Annotated in this window: 18 protein-coding genes and 2 pseudogenes; 15 read left to right on the top strand and 5 right to left on the bottom strand. The window is 59.4% G+C overall.

Annotated features, from left to right (window positions below; translation table 11 throughout):
* Window positions 1–42: 42 nt before the first annotated feature.
* Window positions 43–1,326 (top strand): porin, encoded by a 1,284-nt coding sequence (locus ACYP33_RS10510; RefSeq protein ID WP_459621490.1) that lies wholly within the window; start codon window positions 43–45, stop codon window positions 1,324–1,326.
* Window positions 1,327–1,397: 71 nt separating this feature from the next.
* Here ACYP33_RS10510 and ACYP33_RS10505 read toward each other — a convergent pair whose 3' ends face one another.
* Both ACYP33_RS10505 and ACYP33_RS10500 read right to left on the bottom strand, forming a co-directional pair.
* Window positions 1,398–2,240, bottom strand: coding sequence for an alpha/beta fold hydrolase (locus ACYP33_RS10505; RefSeq protein WP_459621489.1), 843 nt, complete (start codon window positions 2,238–2,240; stop codon window positions 1,398–1,400).
* A 127-nt stretch (window positions 2,241–2,367) separates the two neighbouring features.
* Entirely contained in the window at window positions 2,368–3,300 is a 933-nt protein-coding gene (locus ACYP33_RS10500; RefSeq protein ID WP_459621488.1) for a LysR family transcriptional regulator, read from the bottom strand.
* 162 nt (window positions 3,301–3,462) lie between these two features.
* On the opposite strand from ACYP33_RS10500, the gene ACYP33_RS10495 reads away from it, so the two are divergent.
* The 6 genes from ACYP33_RS10495 to ACYP33_RS10470 are packed head-to-tail and all read left to right on the top strand — an operon-like array spanning window position 3,463 to window position 9,074.
* Complete coding sequence (locus tag ACYP33_RS10495) at window positions 3,463–4,104, top strand: hypothetical protein (RefSeq protein WP_459621486.1); 642 nt, start codon at window positions 3,463–3,465, stop codon at window positions 4,102–4,104.
* Window positions 4,105–4,138: 34 nt separating this feature from the next.
* A complete protein-coding gene (locus tag ACYP33_RS10490) occupies window positions 4,139–5,458 on the top strand; it encodes a cation:dicarboxylate symporter family transporter (protein WP_459621484.1) in 1,320 nt (439 codons plus the stop codon).
* 42 nt (window positions 5,459–5,500) lie between these two features.
* Complete coding sequence (locus ACYP33_RS10485; RefSeq protein ID WP_459621483.1) at window positions 5,501–6,058, top strand: carboxymuconolactone decarboxylase family protein; 558 nt, start codon at window positions 5,501–5,503, stop codon at window positions 6,056–6,058.
* Window positions 6,055–6,858 (top strand): SDR family NAD(P)-dependent oxidoreductase, encoded by an 804-nt coding sequence (locus ACYP33_RS10480; RefSeq protein ID WP_459621481.1) that lies wholly within the window; start codon window positions 6,055–6,057, stop codon window positions 6,856–6,858. Before ACYP33_RS10485 ends, ACYP33_RS10480 begins: the two co-directional genes overlap by 4 nt.
* Window positions 6,859–6,883: 25 nt before the next feature.
* Entirely contained in the window at window positions 6,884–7,762 is an 879-nt protein-coding gene (locus ACYP33_RS10475) for an amidohydrolase family protein (RefSeq protein WP_459621479.1), read from the top strand.
* Between the two features lie 4 nt (window positions 7,763–7,766).
* Complete coding sequence (locus tag ACYP33_RS10470; RefSeq protein ID WP_459621477.1) at window positions 7,767–9,074, top strand: MFS transporter; 1,308 nt, start codon at window positions 7,767–7,769, stop codon at window positions 9,072–9,074.
* Window positions 9,075–9,456: 382 nt separating this feature from the next.
* Here the strand turns inward: ACYP33_RS10470 and ACYP33_RS10465 are convergent, their stop codons facing one another.
* On the bottom strand, window positions 9,457–10,260 hold the full coding sequence (locus ACYP33_RS10465; RefSeq protein WP_459621475.1) for a lysozyme inhibitor LprI family protein: 804 nt from the start codon (window positions 10,258–10,260) through the stop codon (window positions 9,457–9,459).
* Between the two features lie 352 nt (window positions 10,261–10,612).
* Between ACYP33_RS10465 and ACYP33_RS10460 the strand changes: the two are divergent.
* Window positions 10,613–10,915: pseudogene (locus ACYP33_RS10460) on the top strand (H-NS histone family protein).
* A 352-nt stretch (window positions 10,916–11,267) separates the two neighbouring features.
* Here the strand turns inward: ACYP33_RS10460 and ACYP33_RS10455 are convergent.
* Complete coding sequence (locus ACYP33_RS10455; RefSeq protein WP_459621473.1) at window positions 11,268–12,566, bottom strand: excisionase family DNA-binding protein; 1,299 nt, start codon at window positions 12,564–12,566, stop codon at window positions 11,268–11,270.
* Between the two features lie 387 nt (window positions 12,567–12,953).
* On the opposite strand from ACYP33_RS10455, the gene ACYP33_RS10450 reads away from it, so the two are divergent.
* From ACYP33_RS10450 to ACYP33_RS10435, 4 genes and pseudogenes are all read left to right on the top strand, one after another.
* Complete coding sequence (locus ACYP33_RS10450) at window positions 12,954–13,013, top strand: ESPR-type extended signal peptide-containing protein (protein ID WP_459621918.1); 60 nt, start codon at window positions 12,954–12,956, stop codon at window positions 13,011–13,013.
* A gap of 136 nt (window positions 13,014–13,149) precedes the next feature.
* Window positions 13,150–13,644 (top strand): annotated as a pseudogene (locus tag ACYP33_RS10445) (YadA-like family protein); the annotation flags it as partial.
* A 57-nt stretch (window positions 13,645–13,701) separates the two neighbouring features.
* Window positions 13,702–19,569 carry an ESPR-type extended signal peptide-containing protein gene (locus ACYP33_RS10440; protein ID WP_459621916.1) on the top strand — a complete coding sequence of 1,956 codons (5,868 nt, stop codon included), beginning with the start codon at window positions 13,702–13,704 and terminating at the stop codon, window positions 19,567–19,569.
* Between the two features lie 184 nt (window positions 19,570–19,753).
* Window positions 19,754–20,269, top strand: a complete 516-nt coding sequence (locus ACYP33_RS10435) for a hypothetical protein (RefSeq protein WP_459621471.1) — start codon at window positions 19,754–19,756, stop codon at window positions 20,267–20,269.
* 654 nt (window positions 20,270–20,923) lie between these two features.
* Here ACYP33_RS10435 and ACYP33_RS10430 read toward each other — a convergent pair.
* Window positions 20,924–21,729, bottom strand: a protein-coding gene (locus ACYP33_RS10430; protein ID WP_459621469.1) for an IS5 family transposase whose coding sequence is annotated in 2 segments (ribosomal slippage) — window positions 20,924–21,399 and window positions 21,399–21,729 — 807 coding nt in all. Because the reading frame shifts where the segments join, the coding sequence is not laid out codon by codon here.
* Between the two features lie 414 nt (window positions 21,730–22,143).
* On the opposite strand from ACYP33_RS10430, the gene ACYP33_RS10425 reads away from it, so the two are divergent.
* From ACYP33_RS10425 to ACYP33_RS10415, 3 genes are read left to right on the top strand one after another with little or no spacing between them, the layout of a single operon-like run.
* Window positions 22,144–22,980: a hypothetical protein gene (locus tag ACYP33_RS10425; RefSeq protein ID WP_459621467.1), complete on the top strand. Its 837-nt coding sequence runs from the start codon at window positions 22,144–22,146 to the stop codon at window positions 22,978–22,980.
* Window positions 22,981–22,989: 9 nt separating this feature from the next.
* The gene (locus ACYP33_RS10420) at window positions 22,990–23,664 is read left to right on the top strand and encodes a hypothetical protein (RefSeq protein ID WP_459621465.1); all 675 of its coding nucleotides are present in this window, start codon (window positions 22,990–22,992) and stop codon (window positions 23,662–23,664) included.
* Between the two features lie 12 nt (window positions 23,665–23,676).
* Window positions 23,677–24,381, top strand: a complete 705-nt coding sequence (locus ACYP33_RS10415) for an RES domain-containing protein (protein ID WP_459621463.1) — start codon at window positions 23,677–23,679, stop codon at window positions 24,379–24,381.
* The last annotated feature ends 39 nt before the right edge of the window (window positions 24,382–24,420 follow it).

Genomic DNA, 24,420 nt, shown 5'->3' with positions numbered 1-24,420 from the left:
GCACGGCAACGATAACGATAGCCGCAACGGCACGGAGACACCATGAAAGACTTAGGACAGCGCGGCGCGCAAGCGCACGCGCGGGGCACGCTCGTGCCTGTCATGCGGTTTGCGCTGATTGCCGGCGCCGCGATGTGCGCGCTGAACGCGCATCGCGCGCAGGCGCAAAACAGTGTGACGCTATACGGCATTATCGATACAGGCTTTACATACACGAACAACAACGGCGGTCACAGCCTGATCGCGATGCAAGACGGCAATCAGAGCGGCCGCTCAGGTAGCCGCTGGGGATTGCGCGGTAATGAGGCTCTTGGCGGCGGTCTGTCGGCTATATTCCTGCTCGAAAACGGCTTCACGATTCCGAACGGGGCAGCCGCTCAGGGTGGCCTGATGTTTGGGCGGCAGGCGTACGTCGGGCTTGGATCGCCCATCGGCACCGTGACACTCGGCCGCCAGTACGACACGGTGGTCGACATGATCCAGCCGTTCTCGGCGGGTGCGCAATGGGCTGGTTACATGGGCGGACGTGCCGATGACATCGACAACGTGCTCGATACGAATCGCACTAACAATGCGATCAAATACACCACGCCGATATGGCGCGGGCTGCGCGCAAGCGGCATGTACAGCTTCGGGGGCATAGCCGGAGACGCCACGCGGAATCAAGTCTGGTCGTTCGGTGTCGGCTACGAATCCGGTGGATTCAAGACGGCTGCGGCGTGGCTCGACGCGAAGCAACCGGACTTCGGTTACTACGGCGGCAACGGCAATGCTCTGACGCCGACATCGGTGGGCGCGACGGGAGCACCGAACAACAACAATATCGGTTCGACGCGGCCGGCTTTCTCGGGCTTCGCGTCGGCAAGCGGCGAGCGTATCGCGTCGGCGTCGGGCAGCTATACCTACGGTCCCGTAAGCGCCGCGTTGATTTGGTCGAACGTACGATATCGGCATCTTGGCGCGCTCGCTGTGTCGGGCACACCGACTTTCGCCGCCGATCAGAACGCGGCGTTCAATTCCGGCGAACTGAATTTGTCGTACCAACTTACGCCGGCGATACTGCTCGGCGCAGCGTATAGCTACACGCGAGGCAATGCGGTACAGCTGGCGAACGGTGGCACTGTGGGTGCCGTCTATCAGCAGATCGCCGCGGGGCTGGATTATGGCCTTTCGAAGCGTACAGACGTGAATCTGGTGGGGGTCTATCAACGCGCGAGCGGCGTCGACTCGACGGGGGCGCCCGCGCATGCGTCGATCAATGGCCTGACACCATCGACGACGAGCCGGCAAGTCGGTTTGCGGCTCGCATTGCGAACCAAATTCTGAATACAGAGCGGGCTTCGGCCCGCGCATGTCCCGTACAGTTGTCAGTCGTATCAGTCGAATAGCGCGCAAACTCAGCGTGCGCGCCGCACGTATGCCTCGATCATTGCGGCGAGCGCTCGCGGCGCCTGTACCGCTGCGAGATGGCCCGCGTCGATTTGCGCGTATATCGCACCCGGTGTGCGATCGGAAAGGGCTTGCACTTGCGCGGGCGGGCGCAGCAAATCGTGCTCTGCGCCGATCAGCAGACACGGACCCGTCACCGCTTCGAGCCACACCGAGGCGCGTGCGTCGCTCAACGCTCGATTGGCGTACGCGTAGGACACGGGATCGTTGGCGAGAAAACGTCCGCGATACGCGGCGAACGCATCACCGCCAAGTCGTTCGCGCAGCAGCGGCGGATATGAACGCGCGAGGGATGCATCGGCAATCGCTTGCATGCCTTCGTCAATCGCTCGTTGCGCACGTGTTTCAAGATAGTCGCGGCGCGCGTCGTCGATATCGAGTGCAGGACAACACAGAACAAGACCCGCGACGTCGTCGGCATGCCGCGACGCATACGCCAGCGCGCTGGCTGCGCCCGCCGCTAGGCCGACGATCCATACCGGCGCATTGGTTGACGCGGGCGAGTTCAGTGCGCGCGCATCGTCAAGCACGACGCGGAGATCGTCGGCGAGATCGCCGAGGGCCCACGGCGCGCGCGGCTTCTCCGACAGGCCGTGGCCGCGTTGGTCGACGCAAAGCACATCGAAGTGCTCGGCAAGGTGCGCGGCAACGCCGTCCCAACTCGCCACGCTGCCGCCTAGTTCGTGCAACAGCACGACCGTCGGCGAGAGACGATGATGTGAGCCATGCAGCGTGTAGTGCAGTGATGGGGTGTTCGCAGCGGTGGTCCAGCGGGAAATGACGGCGTTCATCGACAGATGCAACTGACACTAAGGACGATGTGGCACTTTGCCGTGCCGTTCGTCGTTTCGCCACAACCTTTCGGCGATATGAAGTCATGCTGCGCCAGCATAGCTCGCATGAACCTGCGCGGATGCGTCAGTCCTGAGCGACCCACGTCACGCGATCGCGCCACGGTCCGTCCATCACCAGATCACGCATCTTTCCTGTCACCACTTCAGCCATTGTCTGCACCAGCTTCGATGCGCGTTGTTCGCGAAGCGTGGCGATGGCGATAGTCGAGCGGATCGACGGGCGTTCGATTGGCAACGCACGCAATTCACCGCGTTCGACTTCGTCGGCGACGGCGGTGTACGTCAGCAGCGAATATCCGAGGCCGCTTTTTACCAGCGCCTTGGTCAGTGCGACGCTATCCACTTCCATCTCGATGCGTAGATGAATGCCGTGTTGCACAGCCGCCTGTTCGAGCACGCGGCGATTTGCATGTGGAAAACCTGGCACGATCAGCGGCAATTCAGCGAGATCGCGAATCCGCAGCGTCGTGTCGTCGCCGACGTCGGGTGCGAGATCGTGTGGAGGTCCGACCACGACCATTGGCTCGCTGCACAGCGTGACGACGTCGAAGGCTTCGAGTGGGGGCTGGTTGTAGACGAGTGCGAGATCGACACGTCGGTCGAGCAGCCATTCTTGCAGCGAACTGGACAGGCCTTCTCGCACGTGTAGTCCGACATCGGGCCAGCGCTGCCGGAAGGTCGCGATGATCGGCGCCGACACGCGCACGCCGACCGCCGGCGGCATGCCGAGCGCGATGCGCCCCGTCAGCCGGTCCGTTGACGCGCGCACGTGTTCGCTCGCCTGTGCCACGTAACTGATGATCATTTCGGCACGCTCGAGTAGCCGCGCTCCTGCACTGGTGAGCCGCACGCCGCGCCCGTAACGCACAAAAAGTGCGGTACCGAGCTCCTCTTCAAGTTTGCCGATCTGCCGGCTCAAGGCCGGTTGGGCGATGTATAGCTCGGCCGCGGCGCGGCTGAAACTGCCGACGCGCGCGATATGTACGAACGAGCGCAATTCACGGATATCGATGGCTGTCTCCTCGTGGTGTTGCCGCGAAAGCCTCGCAGAAAAAGCGTTTCGAAGCTATGCATTTTCGCGATAGCTTTCCATCGAAAAAAGGTTTTTGTCAATGCATACGGGCGCGCCCACAGTAGCGGGATTCGAAGGAGACACACCTTGCAAAACGCTGACCGTGCGCGAGCGATCCTGATGGTGTCGATGGAGCCGCCTGCCTCGCTCGAAGAAGAATTCAACGACTGGTACGACACCGAACACTTTCCACAGCGCCGCGCCATGCCGGGATTCGAGTCGGCCTCGCGCTGGGTATGCCTCGATGGCTGGCCACGCTGGATGGCGCTCTACGATCTGTGCAATCTCGGCGCGCTGGACAGTGACGCGTACCGTGCCGCGTCCGGCGCGAATTCCACGCCGTGGAGCCGACGTTTGTTGCCGCGCACGATTGGCCGCAGGCGTGTGGTCGCAAGTGCGCTCACCGATCACGACGATCACACCACGTTGCAGCATCCGATCGAGCGAACCTCTCGGTTGGTGGTCGCGGGCGTGCCGGTCGAGTCGCGCGATGCGGCAGATGCAATCGTGCACGCGGCACGCAACTGGGCGGATTCGGATCGCGGCGTGCTGCAACTACGCGCTTTTCTTGAAACGCTGCCTGACGCACCCGCGAGTGGCGTTGCTTGGCTGATTTTCGCGTTCGCTACGCCCGTTGACCGGGCATCGCTCGCACCACTGAGTGGGCGCCTCGCGGGCCACAGCGCGACCGTTCTGAACGTGTACGCGCCTTATAGACGCGGACCGTGACGCGACATATTTCAAAAAAAATGGGAGACATTCGATGAGGCTGCTCGGCAAGTTGCACGTTCAGGTGCTGATCGCCCTGGTCGCCGCCGCGATACTCGGCATCGTCGCGCCATCGACGGCAATCTCGATGAAGCCGCTCGGCGATCTCTTCATCAGCCTGTTGCGCATGCTGCTCGCACCGATCGTCTTCTGCACCGTCGTGCATGGCCTGACGCATACCGCCGATATGCGCCGGCTCGGCCGGCTTGGCGTGAAAACACTGATCTATTTCGAAGTGCTCAGCACGATCGGCATGGCGCTCGGTTTTGTCGTAATCAATGTGTTTCGTCCTGGTGACGGTCTGCATGCGACGCATCTCGAGACCGCTGCGAATATTGCGCAAGCCGCACATGCGGCTTCGCAGATGACCGTGACCGGTTTCGTGCTCGGGCTTGTGCCGCACACACTGGTTGGTGCGTTCACCGAAGGCAACATTCTTCAGGTACTGCTGATCGCGATCTTCACCGGTATCGCGCTGAATCTGTCGGTCGGACCGAATTCGCTGCTGGCGCGGGGTATTGCCGAAGGACAGCGCGTGCTGTTCACGATTCTCGGCTTTGTAATGCGCGTCGCGCCGATCGGCGCGTTCGGTGCGATGGCGGCGGCGATCGGCAGTTATGGCGGCGTGACGCTACTGTACCTGCTCAAGCTTGTTGCGCTGTATTGGGCAGCGTCGATCATTTTCATACTCGTTGTGCTCGGCATCGTCACTGCACGGTGCGGCCTGTCGATTTTCGCGGTGCTGCGCTTCATGCGCGACGAGATCCTGCTGGTGTTTGGCACGGCATCTGGCGAAGTCGTGTTCCCGCGGCTCGTGCAGAAATTACGGCAAGCAGGCTGCGACGAAGTCGTCGTGGGTTTCGTGTTGCCGGCGGGCTACAGCTTCAATCTCGATGGCACTGGCATTTACATGGCGATGGCGGTCGGATTTCTCGCGCAGGCGACCGACACGCCGTTTTCGCTTGGCCAGCAACTTGGCCTGCTGGCGGTGCTGATGCTGACTTCGCGCGGCGGCACGACCGTGGCGGGCGGCGCGTTCATCAAGCTTGCCGCGACGATGCAATCGGTGCGTGCGCTACCGCTCAGCGGACTTGGTCTGCTGTTTGGCATCGATCGGCTAATGGCGACGGCAACCGCACTGACCAACGTGATTGGCAACGTGGTCGCGGTGATCGCATTGGCGCGCTGGGAACGCGGGTTTGATCGCGAGCGCTTTGTCACGTATTTGAACACGCCGACGTCCGCTGACGCTGCCGATGTGAAGGACGTCGATGCGCCAGATGTCGCCCTTGCGCATCGCGAATCGATGCGCTGACACACATCTTCACTTTTGCCTGTAAGACAAGGACCTTTCCGCATGAAACGAATTGCCGATCTCGATCCGCAAAACATGTCGCCGAAGCAACGCGCGGTCTACGATGCGATTGCGAGTGGCCCACGCAAAGGCGTGCGCGGACCACTCGCCGTATGGTTGCATCGGCCCGAGCTTGCGCAGCATGCACAGGCGCTAGGTCGCTACTGCCGGTATGAGACCTCGCTCGAGCCGCGTCTTTCCGAACTCGCAATTCTGACAATCGCGCGCGTTTGGGGTTCGGAGTACGAGTGGTACGCGCACAAGCCGATTGCGCTGGAAGCGGGCGTCGAACCTGACGTCGTCGAAGCGATTCGTGCGCATCGTTCACCGGTTTTCTCACATGCGGACGAAGCGGCGCTGCATGCGCTGATCGTCGAACTGCATCGCACACGCGAGGTCTCTCAGCCGATTTACGACGCTGCCGTGAAGCACCTGGGCGAAGCGGGCGTGATCGATCTAATCGGGGTGTGCGGGTACTACACGCTGATCTCGATGACGATCAACGTGTTTGGCGTGCGTCCACCTGATGGCACGCCGGACGAACTCGGAGAACTCGTATGAACGGCACGCGACTGCAGGGCAAAGTGGCGATCGTCACCGGTGCGGGCTGCGTTGGTCCAGGTTGGGGAAACGGGCGCGCGGTATGCGTGCGTTTCGCGGAGGAGGGGGCAAAGATCTTCGCCGTTGATCGAGATCTCGACGCGATGCGCGAAACCATCGAGCGCGTACGCGCGGTGGGTGGCGAGATCGACACGGTCGAATGCGACGTCACCGATAGCGCGGCGGTCAAACGCATGGTCGATGCGTGCGTTGCCCGCTTCGGGCGGATCGACGTGCTGGTAAATAACGTCGGTGGGTCGGCGCCGGGTGGCCCCGTTGATCTCGATGAAGCACGCTGGGACGCGCAGATCGCCTCGAATCTGACGAGCGTGTATCTGACCTGCAAGCACGTGTTGCCCATTATGGAGAAACAGAAAAGCGGCGCGATCGTCAATACGGCATCGACCTCGGGCGTGCGTTTTACCGGTGCGGCACAGGTCGGCTACGCGGCGTCGAAGGCGGGTGTGATCCAGCTCTCACGAGTGGTGGCGGTCGAATATGCGTCGCGCGGGATCCGTGTAAATACGGTCGTTCCCGGCCAGCTACATACGCCGATGGTCGAAGCGCGGCTCGCGAAGCAGCGCACCGGCGGCGATCTCGACACGCTGCTCGCGCAACGGCTCGCGCGCATTCCGCTTGGCTTCATGGGTGATGGGCGCGACACCGCGAACGCTGCACTTTATCTGGCCTCCGACGAGGCGCAGTTTGTGACGGGCACGGAAATCGTCGTCGATGGCGGAATGACGGTGCGGTGCGGTTGATCGATTTTCCAAAGGCTTTGACTTCATGACCAGAACACTGAACACCTGCGCGCCACCGCTCGCCGAGCCGCGTGCGATTGACTGGCGCCTGCCCGCAGACGCGTGCGATGCGCACTGCCACATCTTCGGCCCGTTCGATCGCTATCCGCTTCCCGACGATCGCAGTTTCAATCCAGCACCCGCGCCCGAAACGGCGTTGCGTGCGTTGCATGATCGGCTGGGTTTCGCGCGAGCGGTGATCGTGCAAAGCCAGGGACACGGCTTCGATCACCGGCCACTGCTCGATGCACTGCGTGCGGGCGAGGGGCGGTACAAAGGCGTCGCGCTGATCCGCCCGCAGGAAAGCGACGCGGCGATCGCCGATTACGATGCGGCCGGCGTGTGCGGCGCACGTTTCTCATTTCTAGCGCATCTCGGCGGACGTCCTGATCTCGACGCGATTCGCACAATCGCTGCGCGCATCAGGCCGCTGCGCTGGCATCTGGCGATCCATGTGGCGGGTCACGACGTTGTTGAATTCGCACCGTTCATCGCGTCGCTGGATGTGCCGGTCGTAATCGATCACATGGCGCGGCCGCCGCTTGGCGAAGGCCCGGACGGTCCGGCGCTGCGCGCACTGCGCGGCCTGATCGACAGGGGCAACGTCTGGGTCAAGCTATCTGGCTCGGATCGGCTGTCGCATGCCGGCGCACCGTTCAGCGATGCGTTGCCGATTGCGCAATCGCTTGCCACGCACGCACCTGAGCGTGTGCTGTGGGGCAGCGACTGGCCGCACGTGAACTTGCACGGCCCGATGCCCGACGACGGCGATCTCGCCGATCTGATTGCGCGCATCGTTCCGGACGAGGCGGCACGCAGGCAGCTTCTCGTCGACAATCCTGCGCGCTTTTTCGGCTTCAGGTAACGCAATGTCCTCGATTCTTTCCGCGGCTACGCCGCTGCTCGACGCGGCGGGCGAAGCCGCGCTGCAACGCGCGCTGCGCAAGAACCTGATTCGCCTCGTGCCACTGCTGGCGATCGGTTATTTCTTCAATTACATCGATCGGACCAACCTCGGCTTCGCCGCGCTGACGATGAACCGGGATCTCGGTCTCACTAGCAGCCAGTTCGGTGCGGCGGCGGGGCTGTTTTTTGTCGGCTATTGTCTGCTCGAAGTGCCGAGCAACCTGGCTCTGGTGCGCTTCGGCGCGCGCCGCTGGCTGGCGCGGATCATGGTGTCGTGGGGCGTGCTGTCGGCGGCGTGTGCGCTGGTGAGCGGACCCACCGGCTTCTACGCGCTGCGCGTTCTGACCGGTGCGGCCGAAGCAGGCTTCTTCCCGGGCGTACTGTTTTATCTGTCGTGCTGGTTTCCGAAGGCGTGGCGCATCCGCGTCCTGGCCTGGTTTTTGATCGCGATTCCGTTGTCGTCGGTGGTCGGTGGCCCGCTGTCGGTCGGCATCCTGCAGATGGACGGTGTAGCCGGCCTGAAGGGATGGCAATGGTTGTTCGTGCTCGAAGGAATACCCGCATGCGTCTGCGGACTGCTGACGCTATGGCTGCTGCGTGACCATCCGCGCGACGCGAGCTGGCTCACCCGCGACGAGGCTGACGCACTCGCTGCCGTGCTGACCGCCGAAACCGCCGCACTCCCGCAGAAGCACTTGGGCGCTGCGCTGCGCGATCTCAAAGTGTGGATCATGACTGGCATCCTGTTCAGTTACTGGATCGGCATCAACGGCATCGCGATCTGGCTGCCGCTGATCCTCAAGGGCCACGGACTGAGCGACGTCGCAGTCGGTTTTCTATCTGGACTGCCATATCTGGTGGCGTCGGCGGTGATGATCGCGTGGGCGAGGGTGATGGAGCGATCGGGCCGACATCTGTTGCATTTGGCGCTTGCATGTCTGACTTCGGCGGGAGGGTTGGCGATAGCGGTGATGTTCGGCTCCTTGGTGCCCGCGCTGATCGGCATGGTGTTTGGCGTGATCGGCCTGAGCGCGGCACGCCCCGCGTTTTATAGCTTGCCTACGCGCTATCTAGGTGGCCTCGCTGCAGCGGGCGGGATGGCGTTCATCAATTCGGTCGGCAGCTTGGGCGGCTACGTCGGGCCGTGGATGGTCGGCGTGCTGAAGGATGCGACGCATTCGTATGCTCCGGGAATGCTGCTCATGTCAGTCATGCTTATCGTTGCGGCGCTGCTGACGGGGTTGCTTGCGCGCGTTGCCAAAGCTCGGTAGATCACGCAATGCCATGCTCGTTGTCGGGTAACGATAAATGGCGGCCGAGATTTTCGGCCAAAAAATATGGTGAAAGACGAGATGCCGCGACGCGACATCTCGTCTTGTAGCTGAGGCTGTGCTCTTCTAGTTTGGTTGCTTGTGCGTCTCGCATAACGGATGCCATTCGCTGATTTGATCTGCGGCAAAACCCGGCTGTGGAGGCGCCGGTGCATGTCGAAGCGGGAGAGCCGAGACCGGGTCCTTAGCACACCTCGCGCGGCATGGTCATTGGGCACTATGTGGATCCGCGGCCGTAGGCCTGACTCTCTCTGGAATGTCGGTGCATAGCACGCGCCTTTGGCCCGAAATGATGAGTCGGCTTGCTGCCACCGCGTTTGGCTCAGCCGCTGTCCTGGGTGGATTCGTTCGGGTAATCGGGATCATTGTCGCCGAGTTGGCCTTTGATGTATTGCACCCGGCCGTTATAGGCTTTCATCAGGCAAGCCTGATCGTCGCAGGCGTTGCGGACCTTGCGGATCCACGCGATCTGATTCAGCCGGACCGGATCCTGGTAGGAAATTTCCGGGGATTTCAACAGCCGCATGACGACGTAGCCGCGGTTCACCGTGGCATCGAGCTTGACCAGCGCCGGATCGTTGCAGATCAGGTGCTCGACCTTGCTGCGCGCCTTGCCGCAGTCGAAGCTGAGCTCGGCGTCGGACGGCGCCTGCGTTTGACGCTCGAACAGGTAGATGCGTGGGCCCGTCACGACCAGGAATTGACTGGGTGACTGGTAAATCATTGCCGCGCGCAAGCCTGAACACAGCGGGGCGTTTTCCTGACCGAGAAGATAGGTATGGGCCAGACCGGTGCTGCTCACATGAAACTTGTCGCTCAGGAATGCGTTGAATTTCTCCGGCGTGCCGAAGGCATGCACCATCATCATGTCGAACTGATAGGGCAGCGTCGTGTCGACCGCTATTGCGCAGCTGTGCCCCGACTCTTGATACGTGAAAGTGCCGCCGTCAAACGTCAACAGCGGCGACGTCGCCGGGTTGACGGGAAACGACAGTTTCTTGTCGCCGGCACCCTTCGTGAAATTTGCCACGCCGGTCATCCGATACACGGTCTGCGGCGCGGACTGGGCCGTGACGACCGCGGCCGACAACACGAGCGCTAATACAGTACGAATGGGATTCATCATCGATCGTTGGTTTTCAGTGGTTCGAATTGTAGATGCCGAGACAGAACATGTCGTACTTCCGTTCGCGGCGCGTGTGATTCTCAATATCTGTCAACGCTGACGGAAAACTTCCACGCCGCTGATTTGCACGATGTGGGCATGATGCGAGGTGACGTCCGTCCCCCAACGTGGCGAACGAATCAATCTGCTTTTTACCGACGTAGTGTAGGGGGGCGCGCGCCGTATCTTGGCTGATTAGCTCTAATGGGATCGCTGCGCCGGCCGTCGGGCTGAGGCTACGCCGCGCCGCTCGACTACAATGCAGCAATCAGCGGTGCTTAACTTGCTGAGAAACTACGAATGGGAGAAGAAAATGGCACAAGCTTACAAAGCACTGAAAGCGCAGCTTAACGAGCTCCAAGAGCGTACCGAAGCGGCGCGCGTTGCTGAACTCGAGACAGTCGTCGCGCAGATTCGCGAGCTCGTCGCTGAGTATGGCATCACCGAGGACCAGATTTACGGTCGTAAGCGCGGATCGCGCGCAGTCAAGCAAGCAGAAGTCGTAGAACCCAAGTACTAAAACCCAAAGACCGGTGAAACTTGGTCGGGACGAGGCCGTGCGCCGCTCTGGATTCGCGATGCGAAGAACCGCGACCGATTCCTTATCGCGAAGTAGATGATCTAGCGCGATACCAACCGAATTTGATGCGGACGGCCTTCATTACGTTGCGGTCTGGGTGCACATCTTGAGGGCCACTTCATCAGCTTGAGCTTGCGTACAACCCACTGACACTATGGAAGCGCTGGCATCATGAAAGACTCCAAATTCGTGACCAATTGCCACTGGGCTTCGCGCTTGCGCGATGAATAATTCATCACCTTGCGCTGAGCCGGCTGCCCACAAGCAAGGATGTTGGCACGGATCTGTAGGCAATGACCTCTGATATCAGGATGTCTCCTCAAGTAAAGTGGGCCGCCTTCAACTCGCGTCAAGTAGGAGCGATGAGCAGACTACTTGACTGCGGGGTTTAATTGACGGTCTCGTTGTGTCGAAATTTTGCGAGATTTATTTCGTCTGTTGCGATCGCTGCGAGATCCAACAGCGTTGTTTTTTGCGTCTCGCTTAGGCGACGCGGCTTGATGTCCATCACACACACCGAGCCGAGCGCAAATCCTTGCTCGTCGAAAATGGGCGCACCCGCATAAAAGCGCAACTGCGGCGCCTGTACGACGCCTGGAATCGATGAAAAACGCGCGTCTTTCGACAGATCGTGCACCGCGAATACGCCGCGCTGCAAAATCGTGTAGTTGCAGAACGCCCAATCGCGTGGCGTGGCTTCGAGCGCCATGCCTTGGCGGGACTTGAACCATTGCTCGTCACGCGTCAGTAGCGTCACGAGTGAAAAAGGCGTTGCGACGATACTGCTCGCCATCCGCGTCAGGCGATCAAATCCCTCGTCGGCACTGGAACCAAGGAGCCCGCTGTTCTGCACCGCAAGCAATCGATCCGCTTCGTTCGCGGCTACCGGAAATGGATAGTTGGGCACCGTTTCTCCGTACGGGCTCGAAGCTGCCTTGGCGAATAGTTGACGCAACGTGGCCGGCAACTCCGTGCCGGCTTTTGATGCCGTGATGTGATGTATGCGTTCCGCCCGGCCAGTAATTTGAACACTGTTGCCCGGTGGTTTGCCAGAGATCGCAATGATCGATGTGTGCGACAGTCGCACGTCCTTTAGTAGTTCATCCATCAATACTGCGTGCGGCAGATTGAGTGATTCCACATCGATAACGATCGCAAACGGCGCACGCGCACCGATGGCGCGCATTGCCGTCAGGGGGTTGTCGTAGGCGTCGACGACACATTCCGCGACAGGCAGCAACATCGCACGGAAGGCGTCCAGGGCAGGCTGCGCCGCAATCAGCGTGACGAGCGCGGAGCTGCGTCGAGCCGTCGACATCTGCGTTGCAATCACGGCCTCGACTGCCGAACGGCGTACTCGCCGATGGCCGCCCGGTGTTTTCCACGAGGCAAGGGTGCCCCCCTCGATCCACAGCTGAACCGTGCGAGTCGAAACGCCCAGCAGTCCTGCAGCCTCAGCCGTGGTCAATATCTCGTCGGTCATGGTGTCCTCTTCATATCTCGCAATTATCTCACGACGGATTTTCTCTCCTACTGACGTCTCTGCTACCGGATCGTGACATTTCGTCGACGACGGATCGGCGCTGTTGCGTCGAAAATTAGGGAGCAATACAAATGTGATTAATTTGATAGTATTGAAAAATTGAAACTTGTGATAGGGTGCCAGCCATAGCTTTTCCGAGGTCAATGCCAGTGTCATCGAGCGAGGAGGGGCGGTGTGACGGTCGCGTGCTTACCAGAGGACGCCATCGGGCAAGGGAAGTTGTACGGGCGGAGGCATCGCATGCGGTGGCGGTAGTAACGGATCAGTTGCCGAAAGTTGACTCTGTGAAAGCGGTTCCGTTTTTTATCGCGATGATCGACGTTGAGGGTGCTGATGGGGCGTTGTCTTTTTTTAACTTGGAATTATGAATTATTGAAATTTTAGATAATTCATGTCGCATATTTTTATGAATACCAATTTCACATGGGCGATATGCCTTTGGATGTGGGTTGGATAATTAATTTAAAATTTGATAATCGAATTAATAAATTTATGTCGCTAACTGGCGCGTGATTTGAGGGGGCAATTGAAATGAATAAATTATATCGAACTGTTTGGAACGCTGCACTTGGCGCTTGGGTTGCTGTCTGAGCATGATCGCTCGCGGGGAAAAAGTGGTCGTTCCAAACGAGCTAATATTGTTGCTGGTTTATTTTTGCTCAACGTTGCCCAAGGCGCATATGCCGTCACCTTTACTCCGTCTGGGCCATGTAGTGTTGGAGCGTCAGTGGGACCTGGTGGGCGTCCGCTTCCCGCAGAGACGGCAGCAATAGACGGTAACGGAACCTACTCGAGCGTAGCCGGCTGCAGCGCGAACGGCGGAGCCGGAAATTTCGCTGTCACCTTATTCGGCGCATTTACAACGGCGGCCGGAGACGGTGCAGTCGCGACGGGGTTCGGCGCCTTTGCGGGAGCGTCAGCTTCCGCATTTGGCCTTTACGCAACTGCGTCTGGGGCGTCGAGTAGTGCATTTGGCACGAATGCGCTGGCCGTTGGGATTGGTTCTGTCGCCATCGGCAATGGTGCGACGGCCGGTGCGACGACCGCGTCTGGCGCGAGCATTGCGATAGGACAGGCCGCAACAGCGAGTGGTGCAAGTGGCGCCAATTTTCTTGCAATTGGCAATCAAGCTGTCTCCTCAGGAAATAGTGCCTCGGCGTTAGGAAATGGGTCTATTGCGAGCGGGGTTCATGCGTCGGCGCTTGGCACGCAGGCAGTCGCAACGGGAGTGAATACCGTCGCGGCCGGTAACCGAGCCACTGCGTCAGGGACAAGTGCAGTGGCACTCGGAAATTTCTCTACTGCGACGGCTGCTTCTACGATTGCGATCGGCGATACGAGCAGCGTGGCGGCTGCCGCCGGCACCGGTGCGACAGCATTGGGCTTTCAATCACAGGTAACTAGTGGAACGGGGGCGGTTGCAATCGGCAGCCAGCAAACCGCTAGTGGGAATGGTGCGGTCGCGATCGGTGATCCCAATGGCGCTAGCGGCACCGGTTCAGTTGCAGTGGGTGCCAACAATACCGCTACCGGACAGGGTGCGATTGCGCAAGGTAATAGCAACGTTGCGATTGGCCAAGGAGCCGTTGCGCTCGGTAACGCGTCGACAGCAGGTAGCGCGGGTTCGCTGGCATTTGGCGATACTGCAAGCGTCGTGGCTGCAGCGACGAAAGGCGTTGCTATCGGCTCGGGCGCAATCGCTAACAATGCGAACAGCGTCGCACTGGGAACAAATTCAGTGACGGCGGCATCGAATCCGACTGCGACAGGTGTGATTGGTGGTGCGACTTACAATTACGCAGGTACGACACCGGACAGCGTAGTCAGCGTTGGTGGCCCGGGAACTGAGCGTCAGATATCCAATGTGGCGGCAGGTCGTGTAAGCGCGACAAGTACCGATGCGATTAATGGCTCGCAATTGTTCGCTACAAACACGGCGATCGGCAGTCTGTCGACCTCGGCTTCAACAGGGCTGTCCACGGCCACAAGTTCGATTGCCTCGTTGTCGACCTCGACGTCTACGGGATTGTCGAATGCAACCAGTTCAATCGTATCCTTGTCGACCTCGGCGTCGACGAGTATTGGGTCGTTGTCCACTGGCTTGAGCAGCACCATCAGTAACGTCACCTCTCTTTCGTCAGGACTGAGCACCGCGAACAGCAGTGTGGCGTCGTTGTCGACGTCTACGTCGACAGCAGTCAATGCCGCGAAGGCGCACTACTACAGCGTCAACGATAACGGCACGCAGCAAGGCAACTTTAACAACGACGGTGCGACAGGTGTTAATGCGCTAGCAATTGGCACAAACGCAGCGGCAACGGGTGCGAGTGCGTTAGCCGTCGGTAATGGTGCAAATACGAGTGCGGCTGGTGGTGTTGCTCTCGGCCAGAACGCGGTAGCAAGTGACGCGAATAGCGTGGCGTTAGGTTCGAACTCGGTAACGACGACCGCGAATCCCGCCGCCTCGGGTACGGTGGGTGGCACGACATACAACTATGCAGGGGCGACGCCGACCAGTGTGGTGAGCGTAGGTGCGCCGGGTAGCGAACGCCAGATTGCGAACGTCGCAGCTGGGCGCGTCACGGCAGCTAGCACCGACGCGATCAATGGATCGCAGTTATTTGCGGCGAACACGGCGATTGACGGTCTTTCTACTTCAACTGCTGCTGGTATTGGATCTTTGTCGACGGGACTGTCGAGCACAAACAGCAATGTCGCTTCGCTGTCTACGGGCCTTTCCGGCACCCTGAGTTCAATCACTTCGTTGTCGAGCTCCACCAGCACGAGCGTGGGATCCCTATCCACTGGCTTAACGACAACGAACAATGATGTGGCGTCGTTGTCGACCTCTACCTCAACAGCGGTCAATGCCGCGAGGACGCACTACTACAGCGTTAACGATAACGGTACACAGCAGGGCAACTACAACAACGACGGTGCGACGGGCGTCAACGCGCTGGCGGAAGGTGTGAATACGACCGCTGCAGGAGCAAGCGCGGTGGCAGTGGGCAACGGTGCGCAGGGCATCGGCACGGGCGCCGTTGCCCTTGGTCAGGGCTCAGTGGCGAACAACGCCAATGACGTAGCGTTGGGCGCCAATTCAGCGACGGCTAGCGCCAATTCGGTTACAACTGGAACGATTGGAGGAACGACGTACAACTATGCCGGTACCGTACCGACAAGCGTTGTGAGCGTGGGTGCACCAGGAGCAGAGCGTCAAGTCACAAATCTAGCCGCAGGTCGTGTAACGGCAAGCAGCACCGATGCGATCAACGGATCGCAACTGTTCGCAACGAATACGGCTATCAATAGTCTGTCGACATCGACCACCGTCGGTCTTGGGTCGTTGTCAACCGGTCTCAGTTCAATTGGCAGCAACGTTGCGTCGTTGTCGGTTTCGACATCAACGGGGTTATCGACCACAACGAGTTCGATTGCTTCGCTGTCTACGTCCACGTCAACGGGAATAGGTTCGCTGTCGACGGGCTTGAATACGATCGGCAGTAGCGTTGCGTCATTGTCGACCTCAACCTCGACAAGCGCCAACTCGTTGTCAACAGGCCTCAGCACGACGAGCAGTAACGTGACATCGCTGTCGGTTTCGACATCGACCGGTCTGACGAATGCTACGAGCTCGATCGCATCACTGTCTACATCGACGTCAACGGGAATAGGTTCGCTGTCGACGGGCTTGAGCACGACAGGCAGTAACGTTGCGTCATTATCGACCTCGGCCTCGACGGGGTTGTCGACTGCGACGAGCTCGATTGCATCGCTATCGACGTCTAGCTCAACAGGTATTGGCTCGCTGTCGACAGGGTTGAGTTCGACAAACAGCAACGTCGCGTCATTGTCGACTTCTACGTCAACGGCGATCAATGCCGCGAAAACTCACTACTACAGTGTTAATGACAACGGTACACAGCAGGGTAACTTTAACAACGACGGCGCCACGGGTAGTAATGCGCTAGCGGTCGGAACGAATGCGATGGCGACGGGCGCTAGTGCGGTGGCATTGGGAGATGGCGCGACCGGTAGTGCTGCTCGTACGGTTGCAATAGGCCAAAACGCAGTAGCGAACAACGCGAACGATGTGGCATTGGGTTCAGGATCTGTGGCGGCAGCGGCCAACCCGACGGCGGCTGGTACTGTTGGTCAAACGACGTCTAACTATGCGGGCGCCGCGCCGACCAGTGTGGTGAGTGTGGGGGCACCAGGTGCGGAACGTCAAATTACTACTGTCGCCGCAGGTCGCGTAACGGCTAGCAGCACAGATGCAATCAACGGATCGCAGTTGTTCGCCACCAATCAGCAGGTGACCACCAATACGACAGATATTTCAAACCTCAACACGACGGTTTCGAACATCAACAATGGTGCCGGAATCAAGTACTTCCATGTGAACTCCACTGCCTCTGACGGCCAAGCTGTAGGTGCAAACAGTGTAGCAATCGGAGCGAGTGCGGTAGCTAACAACACCGGAGATGTGGCACTGGGAAGCGGATCGACTACCTCAGCGGCCACTCCAACGACAAGCTCGACCATTGGTGGCGTGGCCTATACGTTCGCAGGCGCGGCACCGGCCAGCGTGCTAAGCGTTGGGGCGGTGGGAGCCGAACGACAGATCCAGAACGTGGCCGCCGGTCAGTTGAATGCGACCAGCACGGACGCGGTGAACGGCTCGCAGTTGAATGCGACCAATCAGCAGGTGACGGCCAACACTACCGCGATTACCGATATCAACAACGGTGCAGGCATCAAATATTTTCATGCCAATTCGACGCTCGCGGATTCGACGGCGAGTGGTGCCGATGCAGTGGCGATAGGCGGCAACGCACAGGCGACGGTAGCGAACTCCGTCGCCTTGGGCTCGAACTCAGCGACGACGGCGGCGACACCCACGAGTGGTGTCACGATTGGCGGTGTGAATTACAGCTTCGCCGGATCGACGCCGGTAGGCGTTGTTAGTGCGGGTGCAGTGGGAGCCGAACGACAGATCCAGAACGTGGCCGCCGGCCGGTTGAGTGCAAGCAGCACGGACGCGGTGAACGGCTCGCAGCTGAATGCTACCAATCAGCAGGTGACGGCCAACACTACCGCGATTACCGACATCAACAACGGTGCAGGCATCAAATATTTTCATGCCAATTCGACGCTCGCGGATTCGGTGGCGAGTGGTGCCGATGCAGTGGCGATAGGCGGCAATGCACAGGCGACGGTAGCGAACTCCGTCGCCTTGGGCTCGAACTCAGTGACGACGGCGGCGACACCCACGAGTGGCGCTACGATTGGCGGTGTGAATTACAGCTTCGCCGGATCGACGCCGGTAGGTGTTGTCAGTGTGGGTGCGGTGGGAGCCGAACGACAGATCCAGAACGTGGCCGCCGGTCAGTTGAATGCGACCAGCACGGACGCGGTGAACGGCTCGCAGTTGAATGCGACCAATCAGCAGGTGACAGCTAATACCACGGGCATTTCGAACCTCGATGCGACGGTTTCGAACATCAACAACGGAGGTGGGATCAAGTACTTCCATGCTGATTCGACACTGGCTGATAGTCAAGCGACGGGAGCAGATAGCATTGCTGTTGGTCCACAAGCAGTAGCGAGTGCAACGGATAGTTTGGCCGCAGGCAACGCGGCAAAAGCAAGCGCGACTGGTGGCACGGCACTCGGCGTGCAATCGGCAGCTCTGATTGTGGGCAGCGTGGCAGTTGGCTCCGGGTCGGTGGCCGACCGAGTCATCGCGGCGGGAAACGGTACGATTCCGAGCGGTAGTCATGCTGTTCCGTTCAATACCTCCGATGCAACGCTGCTTGGTGCAGTGTCGTTCGGAAGTGCTTCGGATAACACCTACCGACAGCTTATCAACGTTGCTGACGGCACCCAGGCGCACGATGCGGTGACAGTTCGGCAGTTGACCGGTGCGCTCCAGTCCTTTGCCGTGACCGGGACACAATACTTCCATGCTAATTCGACGAGTGCCGACTCTTTGGCGGTGGGCACCGAGTCGGTCGCAGTGGGTCCCTCGACCGTCGTCAATGGCGATAATGGCATCGGCGTTGGGAATGGCGCGATTGTGCAGCAAACTGCTCCTGGTGGAATCGCAATTGGGCAATCGGCAAATTCAGGGCAAGCAGATGCGGTTGCAGTAGGCAGTGGAGCGAATGCAATGGGACCGCAATCGATCGCGCAAGGTGCCAATGCCGTTGCTAGCGCCTCTGGGGCTGTGGCTATTGGCTCGGGTGCCCAAAGCAAAGAAGCGGATGCGCTTGCGTTTGGCTCAGGAGCAACTGCGACTTTTGCCAACAGCGTTGCGCTGGGCGCAGGCTCGATTACGACCGTTGGCGCTTTGAGCAACTACATCGGTTACGGGCTCTCTACGCCGCAGTCGTCGATTGGTGAAGTAAACATCGGCAACCGGCAGATCACCGGCGTTGCTGCGGGGGTTGCTGGGACAGACGCGGTCAACGTCAGTCAACTGCAGGCGGTGAATCAGAGCCTTACCACCATGATTCAGAATATCAACCCCACGGGCGGGTTTCCTTCTACTCCGGGATCTTCGGCGCCGCCTGCATCCACTGGTTCGAACTCATCGGCGGGCGGGAATGGTGCCGTGGCGTCAGGTAACAACAGTACGGCCGTGGGTAATGGTTCGAATGCGTCTGGTTCGAATTCGACCACGATTGGCTCGAGTGCAAAGTCTTCCGGGAACAGTTCCGTGGCGATAGGTGCGGGTAGCGATGACGGTGGGCGCAACAATGTCGTGTCGGTTGGCTCGGATAGTGCACCGCGGCAAATCGCCAACGTCGCAGCAGGCACGGCGCCGAGCGATGGCGTCAATGTCCAGCAGTTGAATGCCGCAATGGGCAGTGCCAACGCCTACACCGATGCACGGATCCAGGGCTTGCGTCGTGACGCAGATGCCGGCACTGCAAGCGCCATGGCAGTTGCAGGGCTGCCTCAGCCATCCGGACCGGGGAAAAGCATGGTTGCGATTGCCGGTAGTGTCTATCGGAGCCAGTCAGGGCAGGCGATCGGAATCTCTACGATTTCGGAGAACAACCATTGGATTTACAAGGCAGCTGTCACGACTAATACTCGAAGTGATTATGGTGCCGTGATGGGGGCTGGGTACCAGTGGTAAAGGGCTAGGACAACAGCACAGCGTTAGACGACGAGCCTTTGATTCACACTCGAGTTGCATACGTTGATTTTGATTGCGTCCGACGGAGCGGCGCTGGCGATTGGCGCCAGCGCCGGTAGCTCAAGCCATAGTGAAATTCAACGCTCCGGATGAAAACGTTGGCCTTGGCGGCGAATAGGAAAACATGGGTAACAATATGACTGTGATCAAACCACCTATCGCGTTCGCTGTGAACGCAACGAAATTCATGAGTGCCTTCCCGACGGGAAGCGATCAACTCTGGGCTGCCGATGTGAAGGCATGTCGTCATGCTTTTCAGTGTGATGTGTTTGAAGATGTGCTGTTCGTCGAGTCTAACGGTACCGCTTTTATCTTTGGCGTCGAGTTCGAAGATGGATACCCGAGGGGGCTTCGGGCAGATCTTGCGGAAAAGCAACAGGCGTTCATTCGGTTTCTACGGGCCGAGACGCAGCAGGACAACGAAGCGCTAGGTCCAATCTCAGCTGTGTTCAGTGGGCACGAGTACTCCAGCGAAGGCAAGGCCACTGCGGCATACATCGTTGCCCGTGGAGAGCGGCTCACGATGGGTGTCGGTTATCGAAACGACGCGGGCGAATACGAATTGATCGGGATCGATCCAGAGGAAGATAGTTGGCTGGAGGGTGCGCGGAGAACATTGTCGTTCGACGAGCTGGGATAGGATACCTGCTGCGCTTCTTCGGACCTCGAGCTAGAGATAAAGCAATCGAATTCGTTGTCATCATGGCGACGAGTGCGGGCCTAAGTGGTGTCGGGGTTCGTAATCTGGATGCACTAATCGACGAAGCCATGTGCGTGACTAATTAACGGGTCGGAAAACGCCGGCCCGCGACGACACGAAGGAGATCTAGCATGTCCACTGAACACGACAGATATGTCGCGACGTGCCAGGGATGCGGCCATACGGGTGTCTGGATAGATCACTCTGACGACTGGGGGTGCAGCGGCCGGACTTTCGAAGGATTCGATGCAATACCTCCTGATCCGCAGGCTATTTTGCGTAAACGTGTGGGCGCTTATGCAATGTTCCCGCGCTGTCCGAACTGCCATAGTCCGGACGTGTTGAAGGGTGCATTTATTGAATCGAACTGATTGAATAATTGAAATAGATTGTGACGAAAAGACCTTCGTCGTAGATGAGTGTCACGAGGGTGCGTCGGCGCGAAAGTACATCGAGCTTAATTATGAGATGCGTGACGTTGTTGGTGAAATTTATGAGAAAAACGATTGCACCATTATTACTCAATGCGCTGGACGGACGGATCTTTGCAACGTTATCTGATATGGGGGGCAAAATGAGGATATTTAAGAATCGCTAACACAAGTCATCCACGAATCTTGAGCAGATGATGGCGGCAGCCAGGACGAGCAAGGCGGCATGAATATCGAGGCGGCGCTCGAAACGAATCCGGAGTTTTCCAAATCCAGCGAACCAAGCATGCGTGCGCTCGACCACCCAACGATGCCGCCCGAGCCGCTCGCTGCTTTCGATACCACGGCGGCCAATACGGGCCTTGATGCCGCGCTGTCTCAGATAGCGCCGGCAACGAGCGAAGTCATACCCTTTGTCCGCGTGCAATTTGGTCGGGCGCTTGCGCGGCTGACCTTTCAGGCCCGGTACCGCAGGAATGGCATCCAGCGTGGACTCGAATGCCATCGAATCGTGCCGGTTGGCTCCCGTGATTGTGACAGCCAGCGGGATGCCGCGTGCATCTACGACGATGTGTCGTTTCGATCCGAGCTTGCCGCGGTCCGTTGGGTTGGGGCCGGTTTCCTGGCCCCCCGGGGGTTGGAGACGCAGGCTCCATCGAGGCTCGCGCGCTCCCAGTCGATCTGGTCGTGTTCGCGCAGCCGACGCAGCATCGCCAGATGCAGCCGATGCCATATACCCGCCGCTTGCCAGTCTCGCAGACGTCGCCAGCACGTCATGCCACTGCCGAAGCCCAGTTCTTGCGGGAGGTCTTCCCACGGGATACCGGTTTGCAGCACATACAGGATGCCGTTGAGCGCAGCTCGGTCATCGACCGTGCGCCGGCGTCCGCCTTTGGGCGATGGCGCGAACTCCGGAATCAGAGGTTCCAGCGCCACCCACAACTCGTTGCTGATTTTACGTCTTGCCATGCCGCAGACGATACGACGCCTGTTGTGTCATGTCTAGGTTGTGTTAGCCGCTCTAAGCCTCGGCGGGGAAAACACACCGACGTTGCTCATTCCACAATGACACCGAGTCCCTCGAGATGGGCAACGTGCTGGAAGTCAGACGCGCAGTTGGGGCGACTATGGAAATAAGTTACTGCGCCCGTGGTGACGGTAGTAAGGACGGTCCCAGGGCTTTGGGGCTGGACCGAGGACCGCCGTTTCCTCGAGCGACTCTGCCATCTCAGGCCCAGTGGCGAGAGCAGGGGGCGCGGTTTGGCTTGCGAAAATTTGGGGTCAGATTGAATTACTGTTTGTTCGTATAGGCCGCATCGCAAATGCGAAACTTGCGAAAGATGATAAAAATGATAAACTTATCGAACTTGTTTGGAGTTCATCATGTCGATGCCCGAAGCCATCCCCGCGAGCTTGTCTGCTGTCCCCAGTTCAGAGATCCAGCCTGCACCAATTGATCTTGATGAATTGACTGCGCTGGGCTGCGAGAGGGATGGCCAAGCCGACGCCGTGACGGCTGTTCGTGGCACATTGGAAGCGCTGAGCCTTGCTCGGCTAGAACTCGGTCGCGCGCGTCAGCAGGTGACCGAGATTTCTGCGCAAATTCGGCTGCTGGAAGAGTCTCCGTTTGATGAAGCCTCGCGCGAAGCACGTCATAAGCGGCTGTCGCTGTACTTTCTGGAGCTGAGACTTGCCGCTGCACGCCGGGACCAATTTGGTCTTGAGTATCGTATCCGGAATCTCGAGTGGCAGATGATGATCCATCGTGCGGAGCTTAGTGAGGTGCCCCAAGGCAATCCGTCTCCCATCGTGTTTAAGTTCAATCCCAGGGGCGGGGTCGGGAAGTCTTCGGTGCTTGTCTGGCGAGGACTTCTCGACTTGCCGCAGACCGTATCCAAAAAAGTGCGAAAGCTTAGGCGGCTCGCACAGCGATTGAGCGAAATCGAACTTCGTTCCGACTCCTACCCAGAGCTGGCAAGTACGGCGATCGAGTATCTCCCTCGGATCGCGTCTGGCTTGGTGGTGCGAAATCCTTTCGAAGAGGTTCTTGAAGCCTTCAAGGCTCTCGTTGCGCGCGTCCTTGCTGCACGCGCCAAGCTGGCCGCGCGCATTCGCCAGCTGATCATGCAATGGGTTCCGGAGCGGACGTCTGAGACCGGCGGTGCCGCTGCCCTGGCACGGCGGATGCACCCACTTGGCGCGCCGCCCCATTTCGCCTAAGGAGTTCATATGGCACAGGCAATCAACGAAACCAGTCGGATCGCTAACATCAAGATCCGAGCGGTGCCCAGCGAAGGGCAGGATCTCAACACAACTCACATCGCGCGCGATGTCGCTGAACTGTTTACGGCGGATATCGAGGACACGCTGCGCGGTCGGATTTCTCCGGATGTCCATGTGGAGATGTTTAGTAGGCTCATTCGAGACACATTGGAGCGTCGCTTGGCGACCATGTTGGTGTCGGATGCGCCTACGGTTTCGCATGCTTTGCCTGTTACCAACCTGAAACCCTCGGAAGTCGTCGAGCAAAAGCTGGTGCCGCTGTCGATCGCGAGCCTCTATCGATCCGTGGATGGAGTCCGGTTCTACTGCGTTCGGCCGCGCGGCCAGACCAATGGCCGCGTGTTTCCGGCATGGCAGTTTGTCGGTGCCGTGCCGACGTTGCTGCCCACCGTGCTCGAAGCACTCCAAGGGGCCTTGGAAACAGAGGTCCATGCCTTCTTCGTGACCGTGTGCGACGAGCTCAACGAGCTCGCGCCCGCGGAGCTGCTGGCTGGGAAGCTTTTTGAAGGGCGGGGCGAGCCGCACGCGAGTCAGCGTCGGCTGCTGCAGTTGCCTGCCATTGAGCGTCAGCGTCGAGTGATCGACGCAATCCCCCAGGCTGGAGATGGCGTGGCTTACTGAAGTGGCTACGAAATGGGAAAACATCAACCTGCGGGACCGCCGGACATCGAAGCGTCGCTGCCTTCGGTGCAGCAACTCGTAACTGGCCTAACCGGCACGCTCCTTGAAGGTGGCCCCGTGCTGTATCGGGCCGCATATTCCCCGGAAGGCGTCGTCCCCAATCGCATTCTGCGGCCGTATCGATTTGGGCCGCCAAAGAGCGTCATCGCGGCTGACGGAACCATGCCATTCCAATGGCTGTATCTCGCACCTGAGGTCGAGACGACCGTCTGGGAAGCGCAGTTCGCTCGCAATGATGCACGGAGGCCTGGGACGTTTTACCTATCCAGTGACGCGGAGAAGGTCGGCTTGATTGCGACCATAACGTTCCCACGGGTGCTTCGCTTTTGGGATCTGCGGGCGCCGGTATCGAGCTTGCTCGGCATCTACGACCGATTGTCGTCGCCGGACCATGAGTGGTGCCAGTGGTTCGGGGTGCGGCTTCACGAGGCGATCCGACTTGTCGAGCCGGAGCAGCGGCCGGACGGCGTACTGTATCCGTCTCGGCGGTATCAGGGGCGAGATGCGCTGATTCTCTCGTTTGAAGCGTTGGCTCCGATGCGGCAGGACATCACGTACACCACGACGCGCTTTGTCGAACATATGAGCTACGCGCAGTTGCGGGGCAGTCCGTTGCGTAGCGAGGCGCCTGAATTCACCGTAGGCGCGACTGACTAAACCACCACGAGAGCGCTGAAAATCTCTCGAATCGAGCTC

Source organism: Burkholderia sp. 3C (assembly GCF_054589155.1).
The sequence above is the reverse complement of the archived record's forward strand: the minus strand, read 5'-3'. Positions and strand labels throughout refer to the sequence as shown.

What these genes read in the sequence shown, in the direction of transcription:
- ACYP33_RS10510 (WP_459621490.1), top strand. Translation starts at nt 43, where the DNA reads ATGAAAGACTTAGGACAGCGCGGCGCGCAAGCGCACGCGCGGGGCACG.
- ACYP33_RS10505 (WP_459621489.1), bottom strand. Translation starts at nt 2,240, where the DNA reads ATGAACGCCGTCATTTCCCGCTGGACCACCGCTGCGAACACCCCATCA.
- ACYP33_RS10490 (WP_459621484.1), top strand. Translation starts at nt 4,139, where the DNA reads ATGAGGCTGCTCGGCAAGTTGCACGTTCAGGTGCTGATCGCCCTGGTC.
- ACYP33_RS10485 (WP_459621483.1), top strand. Translation starts at nt 5,501, where the DNA reads ATGAAACGAATTGCCGATCTCGATCCGCAAAACATGTCGCCGAAGCAA.
- ACYP33_RS10480 (WP_459621481.1), top strand. Translation starts at nt 6,055, where the DNA reads ATGAACGGCACGCGACTGCAGGGCAAAGTGGCGATCGTCACCGGTGCG.
- ACYP33_RS10475 (WP_459621479.1), top strand. Translation starts at nt 6,884, where the DNA reads ATGACCAGAACACTGAACACCTGCGCGCCACCGCTCGCCGAGCCGCGT.
- ACYP33_RS10470 (WP_459621477.1), top strand. Translation starts at nt 7,767, where the DNA reads ATGTCCTCGATTCTTTCCGCGGCTACGCCGCTGCTCGACGCGGCGGGC.
- ACYP33_RS10465 (WP_459621475.1), bottom strand. Translation starts at nt 10,260, where the DNA reads ATGATGAATCCCATTCGTACTGTATTAGCGCTCGTGTTGTCGGCCGCG.
- ACYP33_RS10435 (WP_459621471.1), top strand. Translation starts at nt 19,754, where the DNA reads ATGGGTAACAATATGACTGTGATCAAACCACCTATCGCGTTCGCTGTG.
- ACYP33_RS10425 (WP_459621467.1), top strand. Translation starts at nt 22,144, where the DNA reads ATGTCGATGCCCGAAGCCATCCCCGCGAGCTTGTCTGCTGTCCCCAGT.
- ACYP33_RS10420 (WP_459621465.1), top strand. Translation starts at nt 22,990, where the DNA reads ATGGCACAGGCAATCAACGAAACCAGTCGGATCGCTAACATCAAGATC.
- ACYP33_RS10415 (WP_459621463.1), top strand. Translation starts at nt 23,677, where the DNA reads ATGGGAAAACATCAACCTGCGGGACCGCCGGACATCGAAGCGTCGCTG.